We start from the raw sequence: 22,980 nt of genomic DNA, 5'->3' as shown, positions 1-22,980 counted from the left end.
TGTCAGCTGCCTAACTTGTCGCGGCAGTAGCTATCGAGAAACCGTTGCAACTGGAACGCATGGGGCAGCCAGGGCTGGTCGGACAAACCGGCCGGATCGCGAAACAGATACGTCTGCACCGCAACCAGCGCGCCGTCCCCGGTCATGGCCTGCAAGCCGATGCGGTGATAGGCATCGCCTTCAAAGTGATCGAGCGCGGCCAGGTCAGCGGCATCGATGTCGCGATAGAGCAGTCCGGTCACGCTGGCCCCGGCCTCGATCACGATGCCGGGATAGGTGTCCCCGCTGACCGCATAGCGCCGGTGGTCCTCAATGCGGGCCGGCTGCGACGCATAGCTGCCGCGCACGACACGTTGCCAGACTTCGGGGAACATCAGCGAACCGTAAGTGAAAACGTGAATGGGCATCGTGCAAGCCTGGACATTGGTGACGCCCTATTCTGCCATGCCGGCCCGGGCCTATTTGCGCGTCACGACATTGAGTCCCGGCTGGAGCTCGGCCGCATCGATGTAGCCGATGCCGCCCGGCGTGATCAGCACATAGCGGATGACGTCGGCAGCCGCGTCCATGTCGACCGGCGGCGTGCCTTTGCCGATGTAGCGACGCACGGTCCAGTAGGCATCGTACTTTTCCTCATCCTGGTCAAGAAACTCTTTCAGAAAACGGATCCGTTCCTGCGAGCCTGGCTTCATGGCGACCGGCTTCACGCTGACACCGGCGACGGCAATGAATTTTCCGGTGTAGATTTTTTTAACAGTCAGCACATCCATTTTCGGCACATTGCTGTTGCCGATGACGACGATGTCGGCGGCGCTTGCGGGCAGCGCCATCAACACCATGCACAAGGTCATGATCCGGGAGAGAAGTGTCATGATCGTCCTCTCAGAATACGAAGCTGCAGGACAGCGATATCACATTGACCACCTGATTACCGGATTCGCCACCGACAGGCGCATCGATCAGGCCCGACACCAGACCCGTGCGGGTGCGCGCCCATTCGGCCTTGAGCTTGCTGGTCGGACTGAGCCGGTAGGAGGTACCCAGCGCCCAGGTGGTCTGATCGAACGGGTTCAGACTATCGGCACCGGCACGTTGCGAAGCATTGATCTGCGCCGCGCCTGGGATGAAAGCGGGCACCCGGCTGGCATTGACCTTGCCGTAAAGATCACGCACTTCCGGCGTCGACAGCAAGCGCCCGACACTGACGTACGGCGTCCATGCACCGACCGATCGCAGCGCGGCCAGATAAGCGCCTTGTGAATTGCTGCCGGCGTTGACGCCAAGCACATTGCGCCGTACGTATTCACCAATAAGGCGGAAATCCGCACCGACGCCGATATCCATACCCATGGTGTAGGTCGGCGTATGGGCTTCAGTAATATTGATCAGACCCGGCCCCGGCATCAGCGACGACACCTGGTAGTAACTGATGCCAGGCGCAATCATCACACCCGGAAATGTCACTGGAAAGGGTTGCCCGTCAGGAGCCCTGACACGTACATCATGGGCACCAAGCCGATACAGATTGTCATCCTGCTGGAAGGTCAGCACCAGTCCGCGTGCGCCGACCTTCAGCGGCGAAAAAACCGCTCCCGGCAAGCCGGCAGCCGGGTTATCTCGCAGATAGGAGCGATACGCGATGCTGGCCGATCCAAGGTAGCCATAGAGTGTCCATTCGCCAGCCTGCGTATTCCAGGTCTTGCTGACGGCCAGTCCGTCAATGTCGGTCGTTGACGAGGCTGCATAGACTTCGGTCGGCATCTGGGCAAAATCAAACGTCGTACCCACATCGGTACTTTCGCTACGCAGGTAAAACGGTACACGCAGGCGACCGGCACGCACCAGCCAGTCATTGCTCGGTCGCCAGGACAGGAAAGCCCAGCTAATCGTTGCAGCAGTCGTCGTGTCATTTTTCAGTGACGCCGCGACCTTGCCCTGCAAGGTCGCGCTGAACTGGTCATTGATGCGCGCATCGACTTGCAATCCCAGCACGCTGTCGCGTTTGAAGGTGCCGCCGTCATTGACGAAGCGCTGGTAGCTGGCTGCCTGGTCCGAGCGGCTGTAGCCAATCGTGCCGAAACCCGATGTCGACAGATCGAGCGCGGCAGCAGGCAATGTCATGGCGGCACCGGCGGCCAGCACGATTGCGATTGCGCGAGTTTTCATGGCGAACTCCTCTTGGTATCGACCAGCAAAACGATAGCGCTGGTTGCGTGCGACTTGTCTGGTAGCGTCATGCTGACTTTGCCGCTGCGGCTGCCGCAGCGGACTGCGCCGCAAAATACTGTTGCAAACCAGCCAGCAAAGGCGTGATCACGCGTTCCATGTCGGCTTGGGCGTGAGTGACTTCATCGACTTGCCGTGCGGCGCACGCCTGTTCGAGCGTGCTGGCCGGTTGCTGCAGCTCGACCATGCCCAGCGTGCCGGCGAGTCCCTTGAGCGTGTGCGCGAACATTTCCATTTGCTGCCACTGCGCATCGGCCAGCAGTTGCTGCAAACGCGCAGTGCAGTCGCTGTAACCCTCGACGAACATCGACAGCAATTGCAGATACATCGATTCCGATTCCGCAGAAAATTGCACCCCCGCAGCCGTATCGAGGCCGTCGATACACGGCAGTGTCGTCGGGCTGCCGGAGGATGTGGCGACCGGCGTGACGGCGCTCGCCGGCATGGTATGCCGCGCCGGACAATAGCGTGCCAGCATCGCGTACAACACCGACGGCTCGATTGGCTTGCCGAGATGGTCGTTCATGCCGGCGGCGATGCAGCGTTCGCGCTCTTCGAGCATCGCGTGTGCGGTCATCGCAATGAGCGGCAGGTCTGCGAAACGCGGATCGGCACGCACCCGCAAGGTCGCTTCGTAGCCATCCATCACCGGCATCTGCAAGTCCATCAGCACCACATCGACCTGATCGGCGGTACCTGTGAACAGCAGGTCGAGCGCTTCCTGACCGTTCCTGGCCAGCGTCACCCGGGCACCGCGACTTTCGATGAGTTCGATCGCCAGTTGCTGGTTGATCGCGTTGTCTTCGACCAGCAGGACATGCATGCCGCTCAGGTCCACTGGCGCAAAGTCATCGGTTTGCTGTGCACGCGCCACATCCTCGCCGTGCGCTATCGTGAAACGCGCCGTGCAGTGAAACTGCGTACCTTGCCCGGCAGTGCTTTCGGCCCATATCTGACCACCCATCAGTTCGACAAATTTTTTCGCGATACTCAGGCCAAGTCCGGTACCGCCGTACTTACGGGTAGTCGAACCATCTGCCTGAGTAAACTCCTCGAACAGACGTGCCAACTGTGCCTCCTCCATCCCGATGCCGGTATCGGTGACGATAAAATGCAGCAACACGTCATCGTCACCGCGCTGGTCAATCCGGACCTCCAGCGTCACGCTGCCATGATCGGTAAACTTGACTGTGTTCGACAACAGGTTGGTCAGTATCTGCGACAGGCGCAGCGGATCGCCCAGCAAGGCGACCTGACTCCCCGACAGCAGCGGATCGGCGGGTACCGAGGACAGCACCAGACCTTTGTCACGGGCCGGTTCGATCAACAATTCGAAGACATGAGCGATCACGTCTTCGAGCAGGAACGGGACATGTTCCAGTTCGAGCTTGCCGGCTTCGACCTTGGAAAAATCAAGAATATCGTTGAGCAAGCCCAGCAGCGATTTGGCCGACGAATGGGCCTTGCTGACGTAATCGTGCTGGCGCTCCGTGAGACCGGTGCGCAGCGCCAGATAGGTCATGCCGATAATGGCATTCATCGGCGTGCGGATTTCATGGCTCATGTTTGCCAGGAACATCGATTTGGCGCGGGTCGCGTTGTCGGCTTTCTGGTTGGCCGCTTCGAGCGCAAGCTGCGCCTCCTGTCGCAAGTCAATGTCGCGCTCGATGGACTCGGCCATGCTGTCAATCATTGCTCCCAGCGCCACCAGCTCCCGCACCCCCCGCGTGCTGGAGCGATCCAGTAACGACGCCGTCGCGACACGCGACGAGTACTCCCCGGTAGCCAGGTGCCGGGCTGCTCTCGACAGGATCTCGATCGGACGCAGTACTTGCCGACGGATGACTTGCGAGGCAGCCAGAACCATCAATAGCGTGAAGCCGACACTGCAAAACATCAGCATGATCCAGCGTTCAAGGTCCCGTGAGGCCTGCGATACCGCCTTGTTAGTACGCGCATTGACCCGCGAGCTGAGCGCCGCGACGGATTTTGACAAGTCGGCCTTGAGCGCATTGTAGAGTTTGCTGTTCACCAGCTGATTAGCAAAAATCAGGTGCGGCTCCCCATCAGAAACAAACTCTTGCGTGGCCGGATCGAATAATCCCTGGGTTGCCGCGAAGGCGATTTGTTCCATTTGCTTCATCGCATTGGTGGCAATGTCGACGTCGCGGAGCGCGGCGAATTCGTCGGCACTGAAGCCGAGCGATTTCATCCGCGCGGAGAACGAAAACTGCTTGCCCTGTGCGGGCATCTTGTGGGGAATGGCACCGGCAATCACCATGTCCCAGTAGGCATCGGCATCATAGCCGGGGGGCTGCGGCTTCTCTCCTTCGCGTATGCCCAGGATGTCGTAGTAGTACGTCAGATAGCGCGCTTCGCCAGTGCTGGTGTAAGTGCGCACGAGACTGGTCAGTCGCTCGGTATCGTCCTTGAGCTGCTCGGCCAGCAAGATCGCATCCTGACGATGGGCCTGCGCCATGACGACGCTGTTGTAGGACTGCTGGATCATGACCAGAAAAATAGCGTTGGCACCTAGTGCCAGGATCACCACGAGCGAGAACCAGAATGATAGTTTTTTTAGTTTCACGATGTTGGTTTGTCTGTTCACGCCATTTTTGCCTGCACCGAACGCCAAAACCGGCGCTCCTGCTTGACGGTCAAAGTAAAAGACCGTTTCGCAGAAAGCTAGAAAGGCTTATTCACGCGTGTGAAACAACGCGACATCAGCATACCAAACAAGCGCAAGAATTTCTTTAAAACAATTAATTATTAGCAATACTTTCAGTACTCCATGAATTCAACCAACAATTAAAACATTTCTTGAGGTTATGGAACAGACTGGAACCTGATGGCCAGATGGGGGTGCGCCATTGGCCAAAGCAGTCCATGCCGTCGGCGTCGCCACCGCAGAGCGTGGCATCGACTACGCTACGTCGTCCCCGATGGAAGCTGCCAGAACCGCGAACCATTCCGGGCCATCGGAAGCCAGCACCGTGCGCAATGCCTGCATCACCAGGCCTTCAGGATCTCGGCCCGCTTGGCCTGGTATTCCTGCTCACTGATCAGGTCCTGGGTGCGCAGGCGCTTGAGGCTTTTCAGGCGTTCTTCCTGCACGGCATAATATTTTTCATCCTGCACCACCGGGGAAGCGATCACCTGCACTGGAAGCGCCGGGGCCATCCGCGTCGCTGATCCGCCATTGACGTCGAGCGGCACCACGACCCAGTCGCTACGCACATGGCGCAACCCATCTTCCGCCAGGCGAACCGGCGAGGCAGCAGTACGACTGCCGAAGTCGAACGCACGGCGCATGCGGGTGGCGCGATAGCGGCCAATGAAGTCGACCCGCGCCTCGCCGAATACGAGATTGAGTCCCTGCTGATCGATGAAAGCCCGGCCACTGGTGCCCAGCTTGGCACCAAATAATCCATTGCTGCCACTGCTGACAATGAAGAACAGCGCATCTTGCTGCGGACCGGCCTTGGCGAGTGCCGCAGCGAGACCTCGTGCGAGGTTGCGCGCGCTGTCGTCGCTGAACAAGGCGACTGGCGCACTCTTGCCGGCAACCTTCAGCAAGGACAACGCACGACTGATGCTATCGACGGCCAATACCTGCGGCTGCAGGTTGGCAGGAGCGCTGCCAGCGGACAAATAAATCTGATCAAACTCGCCATCATTCCAGGCCAGATCACTTGGCACGCACGATGGACAGGCTTCGTAACTGGAGCCTTCCGATGCGGCCAGCGCAAATGGCATGGGCGCTGTCAATACCAGGCCAAGCAAGACGGGAAAACACCGTGAGGACATCGAGGAAAACAAGGGGCGCATGACTAACTCCGTTAGCAAGTAAAGAATCACAGGGAAATTCGAATGGATACCGCATCGGCGCAACGGCCACGTCAACAAATTGTTTTCCGCAGTGGTTGGCAGCAAAAAGTAGGTACTTTAGATGTCTGTAGTATTAATACACTAATTTTAGTGCAATCAGTTGGTTAAGTTGCCAAGACCGTGCTCCCATACCGCTCTCTGTCCAAGAGAAATCACCGGAAATCACCGAATATTCTGGATGGACCAACTATCGCTCAGAAACCATCCCCAAAAGATAAGTCTAATAATTTAGCAAAACTACAAAGAACTGCTAGAATAATCCACGGCGAGCTACAGAAGCAGTAAAGCAAACCCCACTTGCAGATTTGCCACTAGTACAGTACTCCTGTAGTTTCACTAGATTTTTGGACGTAGCAGTATGCTACCGACGAAGATCTCACAACAAGAATCCGGACTGATACCGGTTCACACGGTGATGCACCGCATCGCCACATGTTTAAAAACAAAACCAATCTGGAGACGAGATGACACGCATTTTGAAGACCTTGCCGGTCGCAGCTGCTTTGGCACTGACCGTATCGCTGGCACAAGCCGCCGCATTGCCAATTGATTTTGGCGGCTATTTCCGTTCCGGTTTTGGCACCAGCAGCGAGGGCGGCAAGGAAGCCTGCTTCGGACTGGCAGGAGCCGGTTCCAAATATCGTCTGGGCAACGAGTGCGAAACTTACGGCGAGCTCGCTTTCGGCGGCGAAGCCTTCAAGGGTGAAAACGGATTCAACATCCGCATCAATACCCGGCTGGCGTTTGTGCTGCAGCAAAACAAGGATTTCGAGCAATACAGCCCGGCATGGCGCGAAGCCAATGCCATCGCCGAGAACATCGGCACGGGGGCATTCTCGAAAGCCAAGGCCTGGGTCGGCAAGCGCTTTTATGACCGCCAGGACGTGCATATCACCGACTACTACTATTGGGATAACAGCGGTCCGGGTGCCGGCCTCGAAAACATCGACCTTGGCGGTGCCAAGCTGGCTTACGCGATTGTCCGCAATGCCTACACCAACGAGAGCTCGCCGACTGCCAACGACGACAAGCGCACGGTTCTGACCCACGATATTCGTTTCTCGGAAATCAAGACCAACAAGGATGGCGCACTGACCGTCGGTGTCGAATTCATGCAAAAACGCGATGCAGCCGGTGCCACCATGTCCACGCCCGGCGGCGTGGTGTCCGCATCCACACCGAGCGGCAACCTGCTCACGCTGCTGCACACCCAGACCGGCCTGTTCGGCGGCTACAACAAGCTCGCGCTGCAGCACGGCACGGGCAGCGGCGCTGGCACGGGCGGCGTCAACTTCGGTGCCAACAAGGATGACAAAGTCACCCGCATCACCGAACAGATCATGTTCCAGCCAGCCGGCACCAAATGGTCGGGCATGGGCACCTTCGTCTACGAAAAAGCCGAAACCTCCACCGGCGACAAGACATGGATCTCGGCAGGTGTGCGTCCGGTCTATCATTTTGCCGACAACATGAGCCTCGCCACCGAGCTCGGCTACGACCAGGTCAAGCCGGATGGCCAGGCCACCCGCAAGCTGACCAAGCTGACCATCGCTCCGCAACTGACCGCAGGCAACGGTTTCTGGTCCCGTCCGGCGCTGCGTGCGTTCTACACGTATGCGAAATGGAATGATGCCGCACAGACTGCAGCGAACGTCGGTTCGTCACTATCCCGTACCGGTGTCTTCGGTGCCACCACCAATGGCAGCACGGTGGGCTTCCAGGTCGAAACCTGGTGGTAAGCTGATCAGGGAGCCGCAGCGTCGATGCGCTGCGGCTTTTTTGCATTCCGGACTGCCATCAGTGCGTCCAAAGCCACCATCAGGCATGTCTCAGTGCCATCGCAGCATGTCGTTTCAAGAAGACGATGCACCCACACGACATGGCTGATTTCGGGGTGACCGCTGACGGCGTCAAAGGTTGACGGCAAGGACGGGCTGCGAATGGAATGAAGCCAATCCAGCAAATGCAGCCCTCTCCTGTCAAGAAAATTTTACCTTAAAGAAAAAGTGTCGCATCTACCCAAAACCGGCTCGAAATCCTTTCTCCGGGACGATCGCCTCGCTATCATCATGGCTACAAAAAGATTCCATTCCTAAATGTGCGTCAATAGAGAATGGAACCATCACTACCAAACACCCTCCCGGGAGAAATTCATGATGAAGCCAGCATTCGTCGCCGTCAGTTTGACTGCTGTATTACTCGCCTCTGGCACTGCCAGTGCCACGAATCTGGCCTTGACGGCCGACCTCGGCACCACCGGCGTTGGCTTGCACATGAGTCTGCCACTGCAGAAAAACCTCAATGCCCGCCTTGGTTTCAATACCCTGAATTATTCGTATAGCAGCAGCACCAGCAACGTGAACTACGATTCCAAGCTCAAACTCAATACCGTTGATGCACTCGTCGATTATTTTCCGAGCGCGGGCAGTTTTCGCCTGACCGGCGGCCTGACCTACAACAGCAGCAAAATCACGGCGGTAGGCCGGTCCAACGCATCCGGAACGTTTAACTTCAATGGCAATACTTACACCTCTACCGACGCAGGTCAGATCAATGGCAAGATCGACTTCCGCAAAATCGCGCCGTACCTCGGAATCGGTTGGGGCAATGCATTACAAAAAGAGACTGGCTGGGGCTTTTCAGCAGATGCAGGCGTACTGTTCCAGGGGTCGCCCAGCACGTCGCTGACCAGCAGTGGTTGTACCGCACCGAGCAGTCTTTGCAACCAGCTCTCTAACGACCTCGATGTCGAAAATAATCGCCTGCGTGACAAGGCCAATGACCTCAAGCTCTATCCGGTATTGCGCGTCGGTGCCAGTTACCGCTTCTAATTATTGCCTGCCACCGCTTTCGCAAAAGAAATCGGCGGCAGCCGGACAATTTATCCAGCGCTGATATTTATTCCCAAACAGCAGGCATGCCTGGTCGGTCTCTGCCTTTCGTCGTAGCCGAAATCACGACGTGAGCAGGTTCAAGGCGCGATGTCGCTCTGGCGCTTTCTGATTTGGCCGGCTGTCAGCCAGTTGAAACACTTGCACGGCTTCGGCTAGCGCGGCTGCTTGTTGCTGGGTGCTAAGCGCAGCATTAGCGGCCTGTTCGATCAACATTGTGTTTTCGTGCGTGACCGAATTCATCTGGCCGAGTGCCGCGTTGACGCGTGCAATGCCACTGTTTTGTTGGGCACTGACTGCGGTGATTTCGCTCATGATATCGGTTACCTTGCCCACCGAGGCGACGATCTCTTCCATTGTCTGCCCGGCTTGATTGACGAGGCTATTGCCGGTGTTGACCTTGTCGACCGAATCGCTGATCAGATTCTTGATTTCACGTGCCGCACTAGCCGATCGCTGAGCCAGATTACGCACTTCCGTAGCGACCACTGCAAACCCGCGGCCCTGTTCGCCGGCGCGAGCGGCTTCGACAGCGGCATTCAGGGCAAGGATATTGGTCTGAAAGGCAATGCTGTCGATGACGCCAATGATATCGACGATCTTGTGCGAACTTTCCTTGATCGAACTCATGGTCAGTACGACCTGTTGAACGGCTTCGCCACCGCGCAGTGCCACTACTGATGCGCTCGCGACCAGCGCCTTGGCCTGCAGCGCATTGTCCGCATTCTGTTCTACCGTCATGGTCAACTCATGCATTGAATTGGCTGTGGCATCCAATGATTGAGTCTGGGTATCAGCGCGACTGGATAGCTCGCGGTTGCCGTCGGCAATATCTTGTGCGGCGCTCGCCACGGTATCGGTGCCGTGACGCACCTCACTGACGATTTTTATCAGGCTCTCATTCATCTCGCCCAACGCATTGAGTAGCTGCCCGGTTTCATCTCCGGAAGGAGAATAAATAGTGGTGGTGAGGTCGCCTGCCGCGACCCGGCGGGCGATACCAACTGCTTGAATCAGCGGTCTGGTTATTGAGCGTGTTATCCCGACAGCGCAACCGATTGCGGTCAACAGCGCAACGATACCGAGAATGATGGTCATGCGTAACGATGCAGTAACCTCCTGCTGCACGCGGGTGGCGCTCATTTCTACTTGTTTGGATTGCAAATTGACCAGCGTATGAATCTGATCGAGTAGATGGTCGAGCGTAACGAAGGTTTCCGTAGTCATCAATTTTGCAGCGTCATCGCGACGGTCTTCTTCGACTAGGTCCGCCACCTTCAGGAACGACACCGAATAGGTGGCGCGGGCGGACTGGATTGTCTTGAGCAGGTCTTTCTCTTGCGCACCGGTAATCAGTTTTTCGAGGCTGATCAAGGCCGCATCGATCACCTTCTTGTTGCTGTCGATGCGGGCGTAACTGACGGCGCGCTGGTCGCGGTCGCTGATGAACAACGCCAGCGTGCGGCGCACGTCATCCCTGGCCGCGGTGTCGACGGCGTTGGCAGCGGAAGCCATGACCCAGTCTTGTTCGATAATTTGCCTGTTGTCTGCGGAAAACGCGAGGAAGCGGCTTACGCTGACCAGCAGAATCGCCAGCATCAGCGCCATCATGATCCCGAACCCAGCCGCCAGCCGCATACCAATTTTCAATTTACTGAATATCATCGCGTGCTCTCCGCTTCAATTTATGTTTTTGATTTGTTCACATAACGATGGCCCGCCCGAGGCCGATGAAACGATCTGAAAATTTCGCCCGCGAACGAGCTTACCCTATGCACTTGTCACAACAGGGAAGAATTTTTATCGTCATTGTTCACTACGATAGAAGCACTGCGACACGGCCAAACGGGGCGGCCCTGCCACACGCGATTTATGACAGGCTCGTCGACTTGGGTCAAGACACTGTCATTATTGACAAGCAACTATGGCACGCATTGTCGGTCTCGCAACGGATGCAGGAGCAGCGTGATTCAAGACGAGGCAAGAGTGCGCCGGCACGAACGAATCAGGGTCTCGCGTCAGTGAAATTGAAAACAGCATCAGGGCAGTACGGAACCGATTACCAAAATAGCGCACTCACGATCAGTTCCGGCATGGGCCGGCCACCACTGAAAGAGGTGTTGTGTGCTTCCACAAATTGATCGATCTCAATCCACTCGTCCACGGTCGGCCAGCAGATCTGCTGCCACCACAGCAACACCCGCCTCTGCGCAGCTGACAGCAACAGCAGCAGCGACCGCCAACGGTCGACCACCGGCAACGGGGCAGAACGCGGCCCGTGCCCGGTTCTGCTGTGACTGGCGCAGCCCGACCACCAGACTGGTTGCAGCCTATGGCTTGCCGGCACCGGCTTCCCGGACCGGCTACAGCGCCGCTGTAGCCCACGACATTCAAAACGCACTAGCGCGACTGGGACCACCGACACAGAATCACGATGACACGGGGCGCTTGTTCGCGCGGGCGCTCATCGACGGACAGGCATCAAAATTCGCTGCCGTCATGACCTTGGCACGGCATCAGATCATCAACCTCAATAACCCGCTGTTGACCACGACTCAGGCCAGCATGCTGCTCGAGGTCATCAACAAACCCGCTGCATCGCGCAGCGGGATCGACTACCCAGCCAGCGAATTCATCTCGGTGAGTTCTCGTATAGCAACGATGGTGGCGCTCGGGGCCGATCCCGACCATCCCCATTTCAGCGGTGCCCTGCCGCTGGAAGTGGCCTGGCGCAATGCCACCGTTGAAGGCGACGAAGCGGCACGCGCGTTGCTCCTCGCCGGTGCCAATCCGCTCAAGGAAGGCAGCGATGGTCTCACGATGCTGCATCGTGCCGCCAGTACCAATCAGCTGCACCTGATCCGCAGCTGGCGCGCCGCCGGATTGCCCGAGCACCCGCCGACCAGCCAGGGCGGCATCACCCCGCTGATGCTGGCTGCTTACAACGGTCACGCTGAAGCGATTCGCCTGCTGCTCGCCGATAGCGACGCCGATATCGACGACACCGGCGATGGCAATTACACGGCACTGCATCTGGCCGTCCACGCCAATAGCCTGGCGGCGGCCGAAGTACTGCTGGAAAGCGGAGCCAATGTCATCGATGGCATTCACGCTGGCGACACACCGTACAGCATGGCGCTGGCGCACGAGATGCGTACCGGCGACGGCCGCATGGCGACCTTGTTGCAAGACCATGCGCTGGCCAGCGGCATCCCGGAGCAAATACTCGGCCTTGCCGCCAACCTGCGTCACTAAGCCTTACACCGTATGCGAAATCACCGGCCCGATCGGACCGCCGTCTTCATTGAGTCGATCCAGTTCGTGGTTGGTCGACGAGGCAATGTGGTTGAGGATGCCGCGTTTGGCCTGACGCTGCAATTCTGCAAACGGGCTGGTGCGGTTCAATGACACGCCGACGGCCAGCATGTCGATCAGCACCAACAGCAGGATGCGCGAGACCATCGGGATATGCGCGGCACTGCCTTCGTCATGTTCGACCGCCAGCGTCAGATGCGCCCGCCTTGCCAGTTGCGAATTGGCCGGTGCCAGCGCAATCACGGTCGCACCGCTGGCCATCGCCGCTTCGACGGCGGCGGCGAGATGGCGCAATTTTCCCGAATTGGAAATAATCACCGCCACGTCGCGTGGTCCCAGCATGGCGGCCGAAACTTCCTGGACTTGCGGATCGGTCGACGCCGAGGTCGGGATACCGAGCCGGAAAAACTTTTGCTGTGCATCCTCGGCCACCAGTCCGCAGCTACCAAAGCCGTAAAATTCGATCCGGCTAGCCTGGCTGAGGGCTTCGATGACGGCGCTCAGGGACTCCGCATTGAGGTTGTCGCGCACTTCGAGCATCGCCGTGATCGTGTTGTCGACGACCTTCACGCCAAGGTCCAGCGATGAATCGCCGACATGTACCTGGCTGTGCGCCACGGGCACGGTGCCCGTCACGCCGGAGGCCAGCTTGAGCTTGAAATCCGCCAGGCCCTGGCAACCCAGCGAGCGGCAAAAGCGAATCACGGTCGGCTGACTGACTTCGGCACGCCGGGCGATTTCCGAGATCGGTTCGTTCATCACGGCACGCGGATGGGCGAGGATCAGGCTGGCGACTTTTTGCTCGGCCGGCGAAAAACTCGAGCGCGACTTGCGGATACGTTCGAGGATAGGGATTGCATTGCCACCACCGAGGTGCTCGGACAGGATCGCGGCCACACCGACAAAGGCCGGATACGGCGCGGTAATGACAAAGGTCGGGATATTGCCGAGGTAGTCGCCGAAACGGCCCTTGTCCTCGAAGCGACGGCGAAACGACGAGCGCGCAAAATACTCGCCCAGGTGCGGCACCACGCCCCCGCCGATGTAGATGCCACCCAGCGTACCCAGTGTGACGGCAACATTGGACGCGACGGTACCGAGCATGCCGCAAAAACAGTCGACCACGTCGATGCACAACGGGTCGGAGCCGGCAAGCGCGCGCTGGATAATTTCCGGCGTAGCGAGTTGATCAGCAGCAATGCCGCTGCGCGCAGCCAATGCCTGATAGATCAGTTCGATGCCGGGGCCGGAAACCAGCCGTTCGGCAGAGACGTGCGGCCAGGTCTTCCAGCAATACTGCAACACGGCGATCTCGCGCTCGTCGGCCGGTGAAAAAGTCACATGACCGCCTTCGCTGCCCAGCGCGATCCAGCGTCCGGCCGTCGGGATGAGGCCGCCAACGCCCAGTCCGGTGCCAGCGCCAACCAGACCAATCACGCCGCCCGGCCGGCTTTCGCCCGGTCCGACCTGAGCCAGATGGGTAGGTTCCAGATGCGGCAGCGACATTGCCAGCGCAGTGAAATCATTGACGATCAACAGCGTGTCGAAGTTGAGCCGGCGGCGCGTCGAGTCGATCGAAAAAGCCCAGTGGTGATTGGTCATCTTGATCTCGTCACCCTGTACCGGATTGGCAATCGCGATCGCGGCATGGCGCACCACGGGCTGGCCAACTTCGACGAGATAGGACTCCACGGCGATGACAAATTCGGCATGGTCGGCGCAACGCAACACGCGGATCGCCTCGATCTGGCCAGGTGCCCGTTCCAGCGCGAAGCGGGCATTGGTGCCGCCGATATCGGCCAGCAGTCGCGGACCGTCAAGATAGAGCGCGCTTTGCGCATCACGGGAATTAGCGGGCACTGTGGAAGACATGAAGGGTCACTTTCGGATGAGCGATCAGCAGGGCAAGCGGGCCTGCGTCGGCAAGGTGGTCGGTAAGGTGATCGGTGGGTTGAGTAGGCGCATCACGCACCAGCGCGACGAGACGTTCGAGAGTGGCCAGCTTGTCGGCCCCGCAGGACCAGACATAACAATGACGCTGGCCAATGAGTGCCTGCAACGACAGGCCGACGCGCGCATGCGGCGCGGCTTGCGGTTGCAAGGCGACATAACGTGCGCTGGTCTGACGCGCCTCGTCCCACTGCGGGGCATCGACGAATAGCGAAGCAGTATGACCGTCGTTGCCAAGGCCAAGAATGACCACTGCCGCTTGCGCCAGCGCCGCGTTGTGATTCGCCGCCATGCCCGCCTGCTGCGCCACCGCCCATTCATCGCTGGCGTGGCTGGCCAGTGCCTCATCGACTAGCGGCACCCAGCGTGCAGCCGCAGCCGACCCGACCAGCAAATGGCGCGCCACCAGTGCCGAGTTGGAATCCGCATCGGCCAGCGGCACGCAGCGTTCATCGACTAGCGACACATCAATCTGCGCCCACGGCAATGGCTGGCTGGCCAGCAGCGCAAACAGCGGCAACGGACTGCGCCCGCCAGACACCAGCAGCAGCGCGCGCGGTGCACTCTCCAGCGCCTGCTGCAGATCGCCACGGACTGCATCAGCCAAAGCCTGCGCGGCAACGCCCGCTTCTTCAAAAAAATGGAATTGCACGGTCATTAGCGTTCCTCCGGCCAGGCAAAGCCGGCACGATAGAGCAAAGCACTCGACGACGCCGGCCCCCAGGTGCCGGCCGCATACGACTTCGGCGGCTGGCTGCTGTTGTCCCACGCGGTGAGCAAGGGTTCGACCCATTTCCAGGCGGCTTCCTGTTCATCGCGCCGCACGAACAGCGCGAGATTGCCGCGAATCGCGTCGAGCAACAGGCGTTCGTACGCTTCGGCGCGCGGGCGCGTCGAGGCCTTGTCCAGTGCAAGGTCCAGCACCACCGGTTGCAGGTGCATGCCATCGCCGGGCTGCTTGCCGAGGCAGTGCAACTGGATCGATTCGTCCGGTTGCAACTTGATGACCAGCCGGTTCGATTCTTCGCTGGCAAGGCCGGCTGGCACGGGCAGGATGGCATGCGGTACCGGCCGGAATGTGATGACGATTTCCGCCATGCGCTGTGGTAGCCGTTTGCCTGTCCGCAAAAAGAACGGCACACCGGCCCAGCGCCAGTTGTTGATTTCGGCCTGGAGCGCGACAAAGGTTTCGGCGCAGGAACCGGCATCGATGCCGGCTTCGTCCACATAGGCCCGGACTGCATTGCCCCGGATCGCACCGGAACCGTATTGTCCACGCACCGCCTTTTGCTCGACATCGATGGCCGAGAGCGGCTTGAGCGCGCGCAACACACGCAGCTTTTCATCGCGCACCGCATCGGCATCAAATGACGTCGGCGGCTCCATCGCGACGATGCACAGTAATTGCAGCAAATGGTTTTGCACCATGTCGCGCAGTGCGCCGGTGTCATCGTAAAACCCGCCACGCTCTTCGACACCAAGTTCTTCGGCAATCGTCAGTTGTACGTGGGCGATCGACTCGCGCCGCCACAGCGGTTCAAACAGCGAATTGGCGAAGCGCAGCGCCATCAGGTTCTGGACCGATTCCTTGCCGAGATAGTGATCGATCCGGTAGGTCTGGTTTTCGGTGAACACGCGGGCAACCGCATCGTTGATCATGCGCGAGGACGCCAGATCGGTGCCAAGCGGTTTTTCAAGCACTACACGGGCATGCGTCAGATCAATGCCGCTGGCGGCAAGATGGACGCAAATGGGTTCAAACAGTGCCGGTGCGGTAGCCAGATAGAACACCCGCACGCCGCTGGCTTGCTGCAGGCGCTCTGCCAGTAGCTGGTAAGAAGTGGCATCGAAGGCATCCATGACGAGGTAATCGAGCCGGTCAAGAAAGCCCTCCCAGACCGCGTCTTGTGCCGGCGCGTGCGCACCGACGCGCTCACGCACACTGTCGATGAAGGTGGCGCGATCCATCTGTTGCTGCGCCACGCACAGGATCTTGCCGTCGGCATGCAACTTGCCGCCGCGATGCGCAGTCAACAGCGCCGGCAACAACTTGCGCATCGACAAGTCGCCGGTGCCACCAAACAAGATAAAGGTAAAGGCAGGATCGTTTTGCATCAGTTCGGCTCCAGTTTGCTGTAATAAATAAAAACTTATATTGCAATCTTAATGTAGCATTACTACAATTACAAGGCACAACCAGGTCTTTGCGGCCCAGTTTGAAATAAAATTCAATAAGCCCTGTAGTTTTACTAGCTTAAAACCACATCACCATAATTTGCCATAACCAGTAGAAATGTAATTCCAGGCTTTCAGGATAGCGGCATTCAGACCGCATTTGCATCATCACCCAGGAGACACTGCATGAAACTGAACCACCTCGTCACATCCCTTTTTGCTGCCACCGCCTTATTGTCCGCCACCACCGTCGTGCAGGCTGCCGAAGTCGAAGTACTCCATTACTGGACGTCCGGCGGCGAAGCCAAGTCAGTCGCCGAACTGAAAAAAATGATGGAGGCCAAAGGCATCAGCTGGAAAGATTTTGCCGTAGCTGGCGGCGGCGGTGAAAACGCCACGACCGCACTGAAAGCCCGCGTCATCGCCGGCAGCTCCCCGACCGCTGCGCAGATCAAGGGACCATCGATCCAGGAGTGGGGCCGTGAAAACGTGCTGGCCAATATTGATGCCGTCGCCGTCAACGAAAAATGGGATGCCTTGCTGCCGAAAGTCGTCTCCGATGTGATGAAATATAAAGGTCATTATGTTGCTGCGCCGATTAACGTGCATCGGGTCAACTGGCTCTGGATCAATCCGGAAGTGCTCAAAAAAGCCGGTGCCACGACACCGACCAACTTCGATGAATTCTTTGTTGCTGCCGACAAGATCAAGGCCGCCGGCTTGATCGCCGTCGCTCACGGTGGTCAGCCCTGGCAGGATGCCACCGTATTCGAATCCGTTGCGCTTGGCGTCGGCGGAGCCGATTTCTACAAGAAGGCGCTGGTCAATATGGATCAGGCAGCACTGACCGGCCCGACCATGATCAAGACCTTCGACACGCTCGGCAAGATCAAGACCTATATCGACAAGAATTCCCCGGGCCGCGACTGGAATCTGGCCACCGCGATGATCATCAACGGCCAGGCTGGCATGCAGTTCATGGGGGACTGGGCCAAAGGCGAATTCACCGCGGCGGGCAAGGTTGCTGGCAAAGATTACCTCTGTGTCGCTGCACCGGGTACCGAGAAAGCCTTCACCTTCAATATCGACTCGCTGGCAATGTTCAAGGTCAATGATCCGGCGACCCAGAAGGCCCAGCTGGTCTTGGCCAGCACGATCATGAGCCCGGAGTTCCAGGAAGTCTTCAACCTGAACAAGGGTTCGATCCCGGCCCGTGCCGGTGTCTCGCCGGCCAAGTTCGATACCTGTGCGGTCAAATCGATGGCGGATCTGGACACCGCCAACAAGGCCGGTGGACTGGTACCGAGCATCGCGCATGGCATGGCCGTGAACGCTGCCAAGCAAGGCGCGATCACCGACGTGATTGCCCGTTTCATGAATTCGACCATGAGCTCGCAAGACGCCGTGGCCGCGCTGGCCAAAGCTGCTAAAACAAGGTAACACCCGCTGCGGGCACGATGAGGTCGTGTCCGCGCTGGCAAGCATTTCCACGGATTTCCCCATTTTTACCAGACACCACCATGCAGGAGCCTCTATGACCACCACCGCCGCGCTCAGGCAAGCGCCCTCCCGACCCCGCCGCAGCGGTAGCAGCCGCCTTGCGGTCATTGCCGATGCGTGGTTGCCGCGACTCGTTCTGGGGCCGACCGTGCTGGCCTCACTGGTGTTTGTCTACGGCTTCATTTTCCTGACCGGATATCTGTCGCTGACCGAATCGCGCCTGATGCCCAACTTCGAGTACGCCGGCTTCGACCAGTACGTCGCGCTGTTCGAGATCGATCGCTGGTGGGTGTCGGCGGCCAACCTCGGTATTTTCGGCGGCCTGTTCATCGTGTTCTGTCTGGCTATCGGTCTGGGCATGGCCGTCCTGCTGGACCAGAAAATCCGCGCCGAAGGAGCCTTGCGCGCGATCTACATGTACCCGATGGCGCTGTCGTTCATCGTCACCGGTACCGCCTGGAAATGGATTCTGAACCCCGGCCTCGGCCTCGAAAAAATGGTCCGCGACTGGGGCTTCACCAACTTTACGTTCGACTGGCTGGTCAACTCCGAGATGGCGATTTACACCATCGTCATTGCCGGCGTCTGGCAGTCGTCGGGCTTCGTGATGGCGCTGTTTCTGGCGGGCCTGCGCGGTGTCGATGACAGCATCATCAAGGCGGCGATGGTCGATGGTGCGAGCTTGCCGACGATCTACCTGCGCATCGTGATCCCGGCCTTGCGGCCGGTGTTTTTCAGCGTGTTGCTGGTACTCGCGCACATCGCCATCAAGAGCTTCGACCTGGTCATGGCACTGACTTCCGGCGGTCCCGGCAATGCGTCGGATGTACCGGCGATCTTCATGTATCAGTTTTCGTTTACGCGCGGCCAGCTGGGTCTCGGTGCGGCTTCGGCGATGATGATGCTGGCCACCGTACTGGCTGTGCTGGTACCGCTGATGTACATGGAAACCAAAGGAGCACGCCATGCACGCTGAACAAAAAGGGTTTCCCGGCATCGGCCGCCTCGTGATCTACGTGCTGCTCGTCCTCGTGGCGCTGTATTACCTGATTCCGCTGTATGTGATGCTGACCACCTCAGTGAAATCACTCGCTGAAATCCGCAGCGGCAATTTACTCGACCTGCCGATGTCGCCGTCCGGCGCAGCCTGGGCCAAAGCCTGGAGCGGTGCCTGCACCGGCGTGCGCTGCGAAGGCCTGCAGCCGTTTTTCTGGAATTCGGTGCGGATGGTGGTGCCCGCCGTCCTGCTATCAACACTGATCGGCTCGCTCAACGGCTATGTGCTGGCGCACTGGCGCTTCCGCTATTCGGAGATCGTATTCACGGCGCTGATGGTCGGTTGCTTCATTCCGTTTCAGGTGGTGATCCTGCCGATGGCACGCCTGCTCGGCCTCTTCGGTTTGTCGAATACGACGATGGGGCTGGTGATGGTCCACATCATTTACGGCGTGGCATTCACGACGCTGTTCTTCCGCAATTACTACGTGTCGGTACCGGAAGAACTGGTCAAGGCGGCGCGCATCGATGGCGCGGGATTCTTCATGATTTACCGCCGCATCATTTTTCCGCTGTCGCTGCCGATTTTCATGGTCTGCTTTATCTGGCAATTCACGCAGATCTGGAACGACTTCCTGTTCGGCGTGGTGTTCGGCGGGTCGGATGCGCAGCCGGTCACGGTGGCACTGAACAATCTGGTCAATACCTCGACCGGGATACAGGAACACAACGTCAATATGGCGGCAGCCATCATCGCTGCGCTGCCAACCCTGGTGATCTATCTGATCGCCGGTAAATATTTCGTGCGCGGCCTGACGGCCGGCGCAGTCAAAGGTTAAGGGACAACATGGCCAGTTTATCGATTCGCAATGTGCGCAAGGTGTATCCGAATGGCGCTGAAGTATTGAAGGGTATCAACCTCGATATTGAGGATGGCCAGTTTGTCATCCTGGTCGGTGGTTCCGGCTGTGGCAAGTCGACGCTGCTCAACATGATCGCCGGTCTGGAAAGCGTTTCCGAAGGCGAAATCCTGATTGCCAACAAGGTGGTCAATGATGTCCCGCCGAAGTCGCGCGATATCGCGATGGTGTTCCAGTCGTATGCGCTGTATCCGACCATGACGGTGCGCGAGAATATTTCGTTCGGCCTGGGTATCCGCAAGGTGCCAAAAGACGAGCAGAAAAAGATCGTCGAGCGCGTCGCCGAAACCCTGCAGATGACGCATTTGCTGGATCGCAAACCAGCCTTGTTGTCGGGCGGCCAGCGCCAGCGCGTGGCGATGGGCCGCGCCATTGCACGTGACCCAGCGCTGTTCTTGTTCGACGAACCGCTGTCGAATCTCGATGCCAAATTGCGCGTCGAGATGCGCGCCGAAATCAAGCTGATGCACCAGCGTCTGGGCACCACCATCGTCTACGTCACGCATGATCAGATCGAAGCAATGACGCTGGGCGACCGCATCGCCGTGATGAAGGATGGCGTAGTCCAGCAGTACGGCAGCCCGCAAGAGATTTACGACCAGCCGCACAACCTGTTCGTGGCCGGCTTCATCGGCTCGCCATCGATGAACTTCCTGCGCGGCAAACTGACCACGCAGGGTGGCGGTGCGGCCTTTGAACTCGAGCATGACGGCACCATCACTGCGCTACCCTTGCCGGACAGCCTGCTGCAATCGTCCGGACTGACCGCCCGTATTGGCCAGGAAGTTATTCTAGGCATCCGTCCTGAACACATCACCGATGCCGATAGCGCCCGCAACAACCTGGCCAGCAACGCGTACTGTCCGACCGAAGTCAGCTGTACGGTCGAGATGGTCGAGCCGACCGGACCGGACACCATGGTCTTCGTCTGGTTCAACCAGACCCGCGCCACCTGCCGCACCCATCCACGCGCCGGGGCGATGCCACGCGGAGTGATCACGCTGGCGTTTGATTTGTCGAAGGCGGTGTTGTTTGATCCGGTGAGTGAGGAGCGGATTGCCTGATGGGGGCATGGCGTGCGGCGGGGACGGCCGCGAGGGTTTCGAAGTTCTTCGCTTGGAAAGTGGTGCAATGCCCTGTACTACCTGAGTCCCTGGTCGATATTTACAGTTTCTATGGCATCAAGAAAACGTCGAATCGGAAACCAGTGCCAGGGCCAGGCCCAACACAACGATCCCTCCTAAAATAGAAAAACCCAAAGGGAAGTTGTAGTACCAACAAACAATGCCACTAGCTCCTGTACCCATAGCGAATGCAATGAAAAGTTTAAAAATATCCCTAAAAACACTTTTGATCAGATCTTTAAAAAAATTCCCCATATCAGCCTCACAAGTTATCAAGTCGACTTATTAGTAAGTATCCACGACTACCAATTTTCAGGATCATTTCTTAACAAAAAATTCTCAACTAGCGCATCTCTGTTGCAGTTATTGATTGCATCTAGCCAGAGGGACTCTCGAAGGGCTTGACGGCTCGTCGCTTGAGCAACCCGTGCAATGCCCTTAGGTTATGGCACCCTACGACTGCACGGCGGAAATGGTCGAACCGACCGGGCCGGACACCATGGTCTTCGCCTGGTTCAACCAGACCCGCGCCACCTGCCGCACCCATCCGCGCGCAGGTGGAGTGCCAGGCGGGGAGATCACGCTGGCGTTTGATTTGTCGAAGGCGGTGTTGTTTGATCCGGTGCGTGAGGAGCGGATTGCTTGAGGGGATCGATTGGGAGGCATGCTAGGGTGACGCCTGCCGGAATGGTCCGGCGTCACTTCAGTGCATGCCCGTAGCGGATGCCATGTATCGAAAGTTCCCGTCCCATGCGCCTGCTGACTCTGTTTTCCGTTTGCCCTCTGTTGCTGGCCAGCGCTGGCAATGCCATCGCCGATGCACCGCCTGCGGCGCTGCAATCGCACATCGACCGCGCGATCACGCCAGTGATGCAGCAGTACGATATTCCCGGCATGGCGGTTGGCGTGACCATCGCCGGGCGACACTATTTTTTCAATTACGGCATCGCATCGCGGCAGACGCAGCGGCCTGTCACCGGCGACACGCTGTTCGAGATCGGCTCGATCAGCAAGACGCTGACGGCGACGCTGGCGGCGTATGCCGAAGATCAGGGCCATCTTGCGTTGTCCGATAGCGCCAGCAAGTACTACCCGTCACTGCGCGGAAGTGCCTTCGACAAGATCCGCCTGCTCGACCTCGCCACCCACACCTCCGGCGGTCTGCCGCTGCAAGTACCTGACGCAATCGCCACGACCGATCAGCTGATGACGTATTTCAGGAACTGGCAACCGGCCCATGCTGCAGGAACGTATCGGGAGTACTCGAATCCCGGTATCGGCCTGCTTGGCATGATTGCGGCGAAGAGCATGGACATGTCGTTCGCTGATGCGCTGCAAACGCGACTGTTTCCGCTGCTGGGCATGACGCACAGCTTTCTCGACGTACCCGCCGCACGCCTGCCGGATTACGCGCAGGGCTATACGAAACAGGACGCACCGATCCGTGTTTCACCGGGCATGCTGGATGCAGAAGCCTACGGCGTGAAATCGACCAGCGCCGACATGCTGCGGTTTATCGACGCCAACCTGCAGACTGGCGTGACCGACACGGCATTGCAGCGCGCGCTGGCGCGCACACACATCGGCTATTTCAAGGCCGGTGCGCTTACGCAGGATTTGGTCTGGGAACAGTACGCGTATCCGGTTGCGCTGAAGACGCTGCTGGCGGGAAATTCAAATGCAATGGCTTACGAATCAGTGAGCGCTACTGCCATCGATCCGCCGCTGCCACCTCAGGCAGCAAGCTGGATTAACAAGACCGGATCGACGAACGGGTTTGCTGCGTACGTGGCCTTTATACCGGCTGCGAAGATCGGGATTGTGATGCTGGCGAATAAGAATTATCCGGTGGCGGCGCGGGTGGAGGTGGGGTATCGGGTGATGGAGGGGTTGGCGGGGGTGCCATTTGCGGAGTGATTCTCAACGAGACTAACGGTACTGGTTGCTGTCGGATCATACGCCGCGCCGACAGTTCGCTCACCGCCGAACTTATCG

The 22,980-nt window shown here is 58.6% G+C and carries 19 protein-coding genes; 10 read left to right on the top strand and 9 right to left on the bottom strand.

From position 1 onward, the window contains the following. Positions 1-2 precede the first annotated feature (2 nt). From QN370_RS10345 to QN370_RS10325, 5 genes are all read right to left on the bottom strand, one after another. Positions 3-407, bottom strand: coding sequence for a gamma-glutamylcyclotransferase family protein (locus QN370_RS10345; RefSeq protein WP_322125965.1), 405 nt, complete (start codon positions 405-407; stop codon positions 3-5). 51 nt (positions 408-458) lie between these two features. Further along, positions 459-872 (bottom strand): hypothetical protein, encoded by a 414-nt coding sequence (locus QN370_RS10340; protein WP_322125964.1) that lies wholly within the window; start codon positions 870-872, stop codon positions 459-461. Between the two features lie 10 nt (positions 873-882). Next, entirely contained in the window at positions 883-2,166 is a 1,284-nt protein-coding gene (locus QN370_RS10335; protein WP_322125963.1) for a porin, read from the bottom strand. 67 nt (positions 2,167-2,233) lie between these two features. After that, positions 2,234-4,834, bottom strand: a complete 2,601-nt coding sequence (locus QN370_RS10330; RefSeq protein ID WP_322125962.1) for an ATP-binding protein — start codon at positions 4,832-4,834, stop codon at positions 2,234-2,236. 401 nt (positions 4,835-5,235) lie between these two features. Next, positions 5,236-6,054, bottom strand: a complete 819-nt coding sequence (locus QN370_RS10325; RefSeq protein WP_322125961.1) for an SHOCT domain-containing protein — start codon at positions 6,052-6,054, stop codon at positions 5,236-5,238. A gap of 524 nt (positions 6,055-6,578) precedes the next feature. Here QN370_RS10325 and QN370_RS10320 point away from each other — a divergent pair. Then, positions 6,579-7,853, top strand: a complete 1,275-nt coding sequence (locus tag QN370_RS10320; protein WP_322125960.1) for a carbohydrate porin — start codon at positions 6,579-6,581, stop codon at positions 7,851-7,853. Positions 7,854-8,267: 414 nt separating this feature from the next. Next, the gene (locus QN370_RS10315; RefSeq protein WP_322125959.1) at positions 8,268-8,945 is read left to right on the top strand and encodes a hypothetical protein; all 678 of its coding nucleotides are present in this window, start codon (positions 8,268-8,270) and stop codon (positions 8,943-8,945) included. Between the two features lie 123 nt (positions 8,946-9,068). On the opposite strand, the gene QN370_RS10310 is transcribed toward QN370_RS10315, so the two are convergent. Next, positions 9,069-10,670: a methyl-accepting chemotaxis protein gene (locus tag QN370_RS10310; protein ID WP_322125958.1), complete on the bottom strand. Its 1,602-nt coding sequence runs from the start codon at positions 10,668-10,670 to the stop codon at positions 9,069-9,071. Positions 10,671-10,735: 65 nt separating this feature from the next. On the opposite strand from QN370_RS10310, the gene QN370_RS10305 reads away from it, so the two are divergent. Together QN370_RS10305 and QN370_RS10300 are read left to right on the top strand one after the other, a co-directional pair. Next, a complete protein-coding gene (locus QN370_RS10305; RefSeq protein WP_322125957.1) occupies positions 10,736-11,146 on the top strand; it encodes a hypothetical protein in 411 nt (136 codons plus the stop codon). Further along, positions 11,130-12,260, top strand: coding sequence for an ankyrin repeat domain-containing protein (locus tag QN370_RS10300; RefSeq protein WP_322125956.1), 1,131 nt, complete (start codon positions 11,130-11,132; stop codon positions 12,258-12,260). Before QN370_RS10305 ends, QN370_RS10300 begins: the two co-directional genes overlap by 17 nt. Before the next feature lie 3 nt (positions 12,261-12,263). Here the strand turns inward: QN370_RS10300 and QN370_RS10295 are convergent, their stop codons facing one another. Genes QN370_RS10295 through zwf form a run of 3 tightly spaced genes read right to left on the bottom strand, consistent with a single transcriptional unit; the run spans position 12,264 to position 16,385 of the window. Then, entirely contained in the window at positions 12,264-14,192 is a 1,929-nt protein-coding gene (locus QN370_RS10295) for a glucokinase (protein WP_322125955.1), read from the bottom strand. After that, positions 14,170-14,928 (bottom strand): 6-phosphogluconolactonase, encoded by a 759-nt coding sequence (gene pgl, locus QN370_RS10290; protein WP_322125954.1) that lies wholly within the window; start codon positions 14,926-14,928, stop codon positions 14,170-14,172. Before pgl ends, QN370_RS10295 begins: the two co-directional genes overlap by 23 nt. Continuing rightward, the gene (zwf, locus tag QN370_RS10285; protein WP_322125953.1) at positions 14,928-16,385 is read right to left on the bottom strand and encodes a glucose-6-phosphate dehydrogenase; all 1,458 of its coding nucleotides are present in this window, start codon (positions 16,383-16,385) and stop codon (positions 14,928-14,930) included. The genes pgl and zwf overlap by 1 nt, the downstream gene beginning before the upstream one ends. 246 nt (positions 16,386-16,631) lie before the next feature. On the opposite strand from zwf, the gene QN370_RS10280 reads away from it, so the two are divergent. From QN370_RS10280 to ampC, 6 genes are all read left to right on the top strand, one after another. Beyond that, positions 16,632-17,885, top strand: coding sequence for an ABC transporter substrate-binding protein (locus QN370_RS10280; protein ID WP_322125952.1), 1,254 nt, complete (start codon positions 16,632-16,634; stop codon positions 17,883-17,885). A gap of 94 nt (positions 17,886-17,979) precedes the next feature. Further along, positions 17,980-18,921 (top strand): sugar ABC transporter permease, encoded by a 942-nt coding sequence (locus QN370_RS10275; RefSeq protein WP_322125951.1) that lies wholly within the window; start codon positions 17,980-17,982, stop codon positions 18,919-18,921. Beyond that, positions 18,911-19,780, top strand: coding sequence for a carbohydrate ABC transporter permease (locus tag QN370_RS10270; protein WP_322125950.1), 870 nt, complete (start codon positions 18,911-18,913; stop codon positions 19,778-19,780). The genes QN370_RS10275 and QN370_RS10270 overlap by 11 nt, the downstream gene beginning before the upstream one ends. A gap of 8 nt (positions 19,781-19,788) precedes the next feature. Then, positions 19,789-20,925, top strand: a complete 1,137-nt coding sequence (locus tag QN370_RS10265; RefSeq protein ID WP_322125949.1) for a sn-glycerol-3-phosphate ABC transporter ATP-binding protein UgpC — start codon at positions 19,789-19,791, stop codon at positions 20,923-20,925. 505 nt (positions 20,926-21,430) lie between these two features. Beyond that, positions 21,431-21,631 carry a hypothetical protein gene (locus QN370_RS10260; protein WP_322125948.1) on the top strand — a complete coding sequence of 67 codons (201 nt, stop codon included), beginning with the start codon at positions 21,431-21,433 and terminating at the stop codon, positions 21,629-21,631. A 104-nt stretch (positions 21,632-21,735) separates the two neighbouring features. Further along, positions 21,736-22,902: a class C beta-lactamase gene (gene ampC, locus QN370_RS10255; protein ID WP_322125947.1), complete on the top strand. Its 1,167-nt coding sequence runs from the start codon at positions 21,736-21,738 to the stop codon at positions 22,900-22,902. Positions 22,903-22,980 lie beyond the last annotated feature (78 nt).

The organism is Actimicrobium sp. CCI2.3 (assembly GCF_035019065.1).
Classification (GTDB): Bacteria; Pseudomonadota; Gammaproteobacteria; order Burkholderiales; family Burkholderiaceae_D; genus Actimicrobium.
Note: the sequence above shows the minus strand (reverse complement) of the source record. Positions and strands in the feature narration are given on the sequence as shown.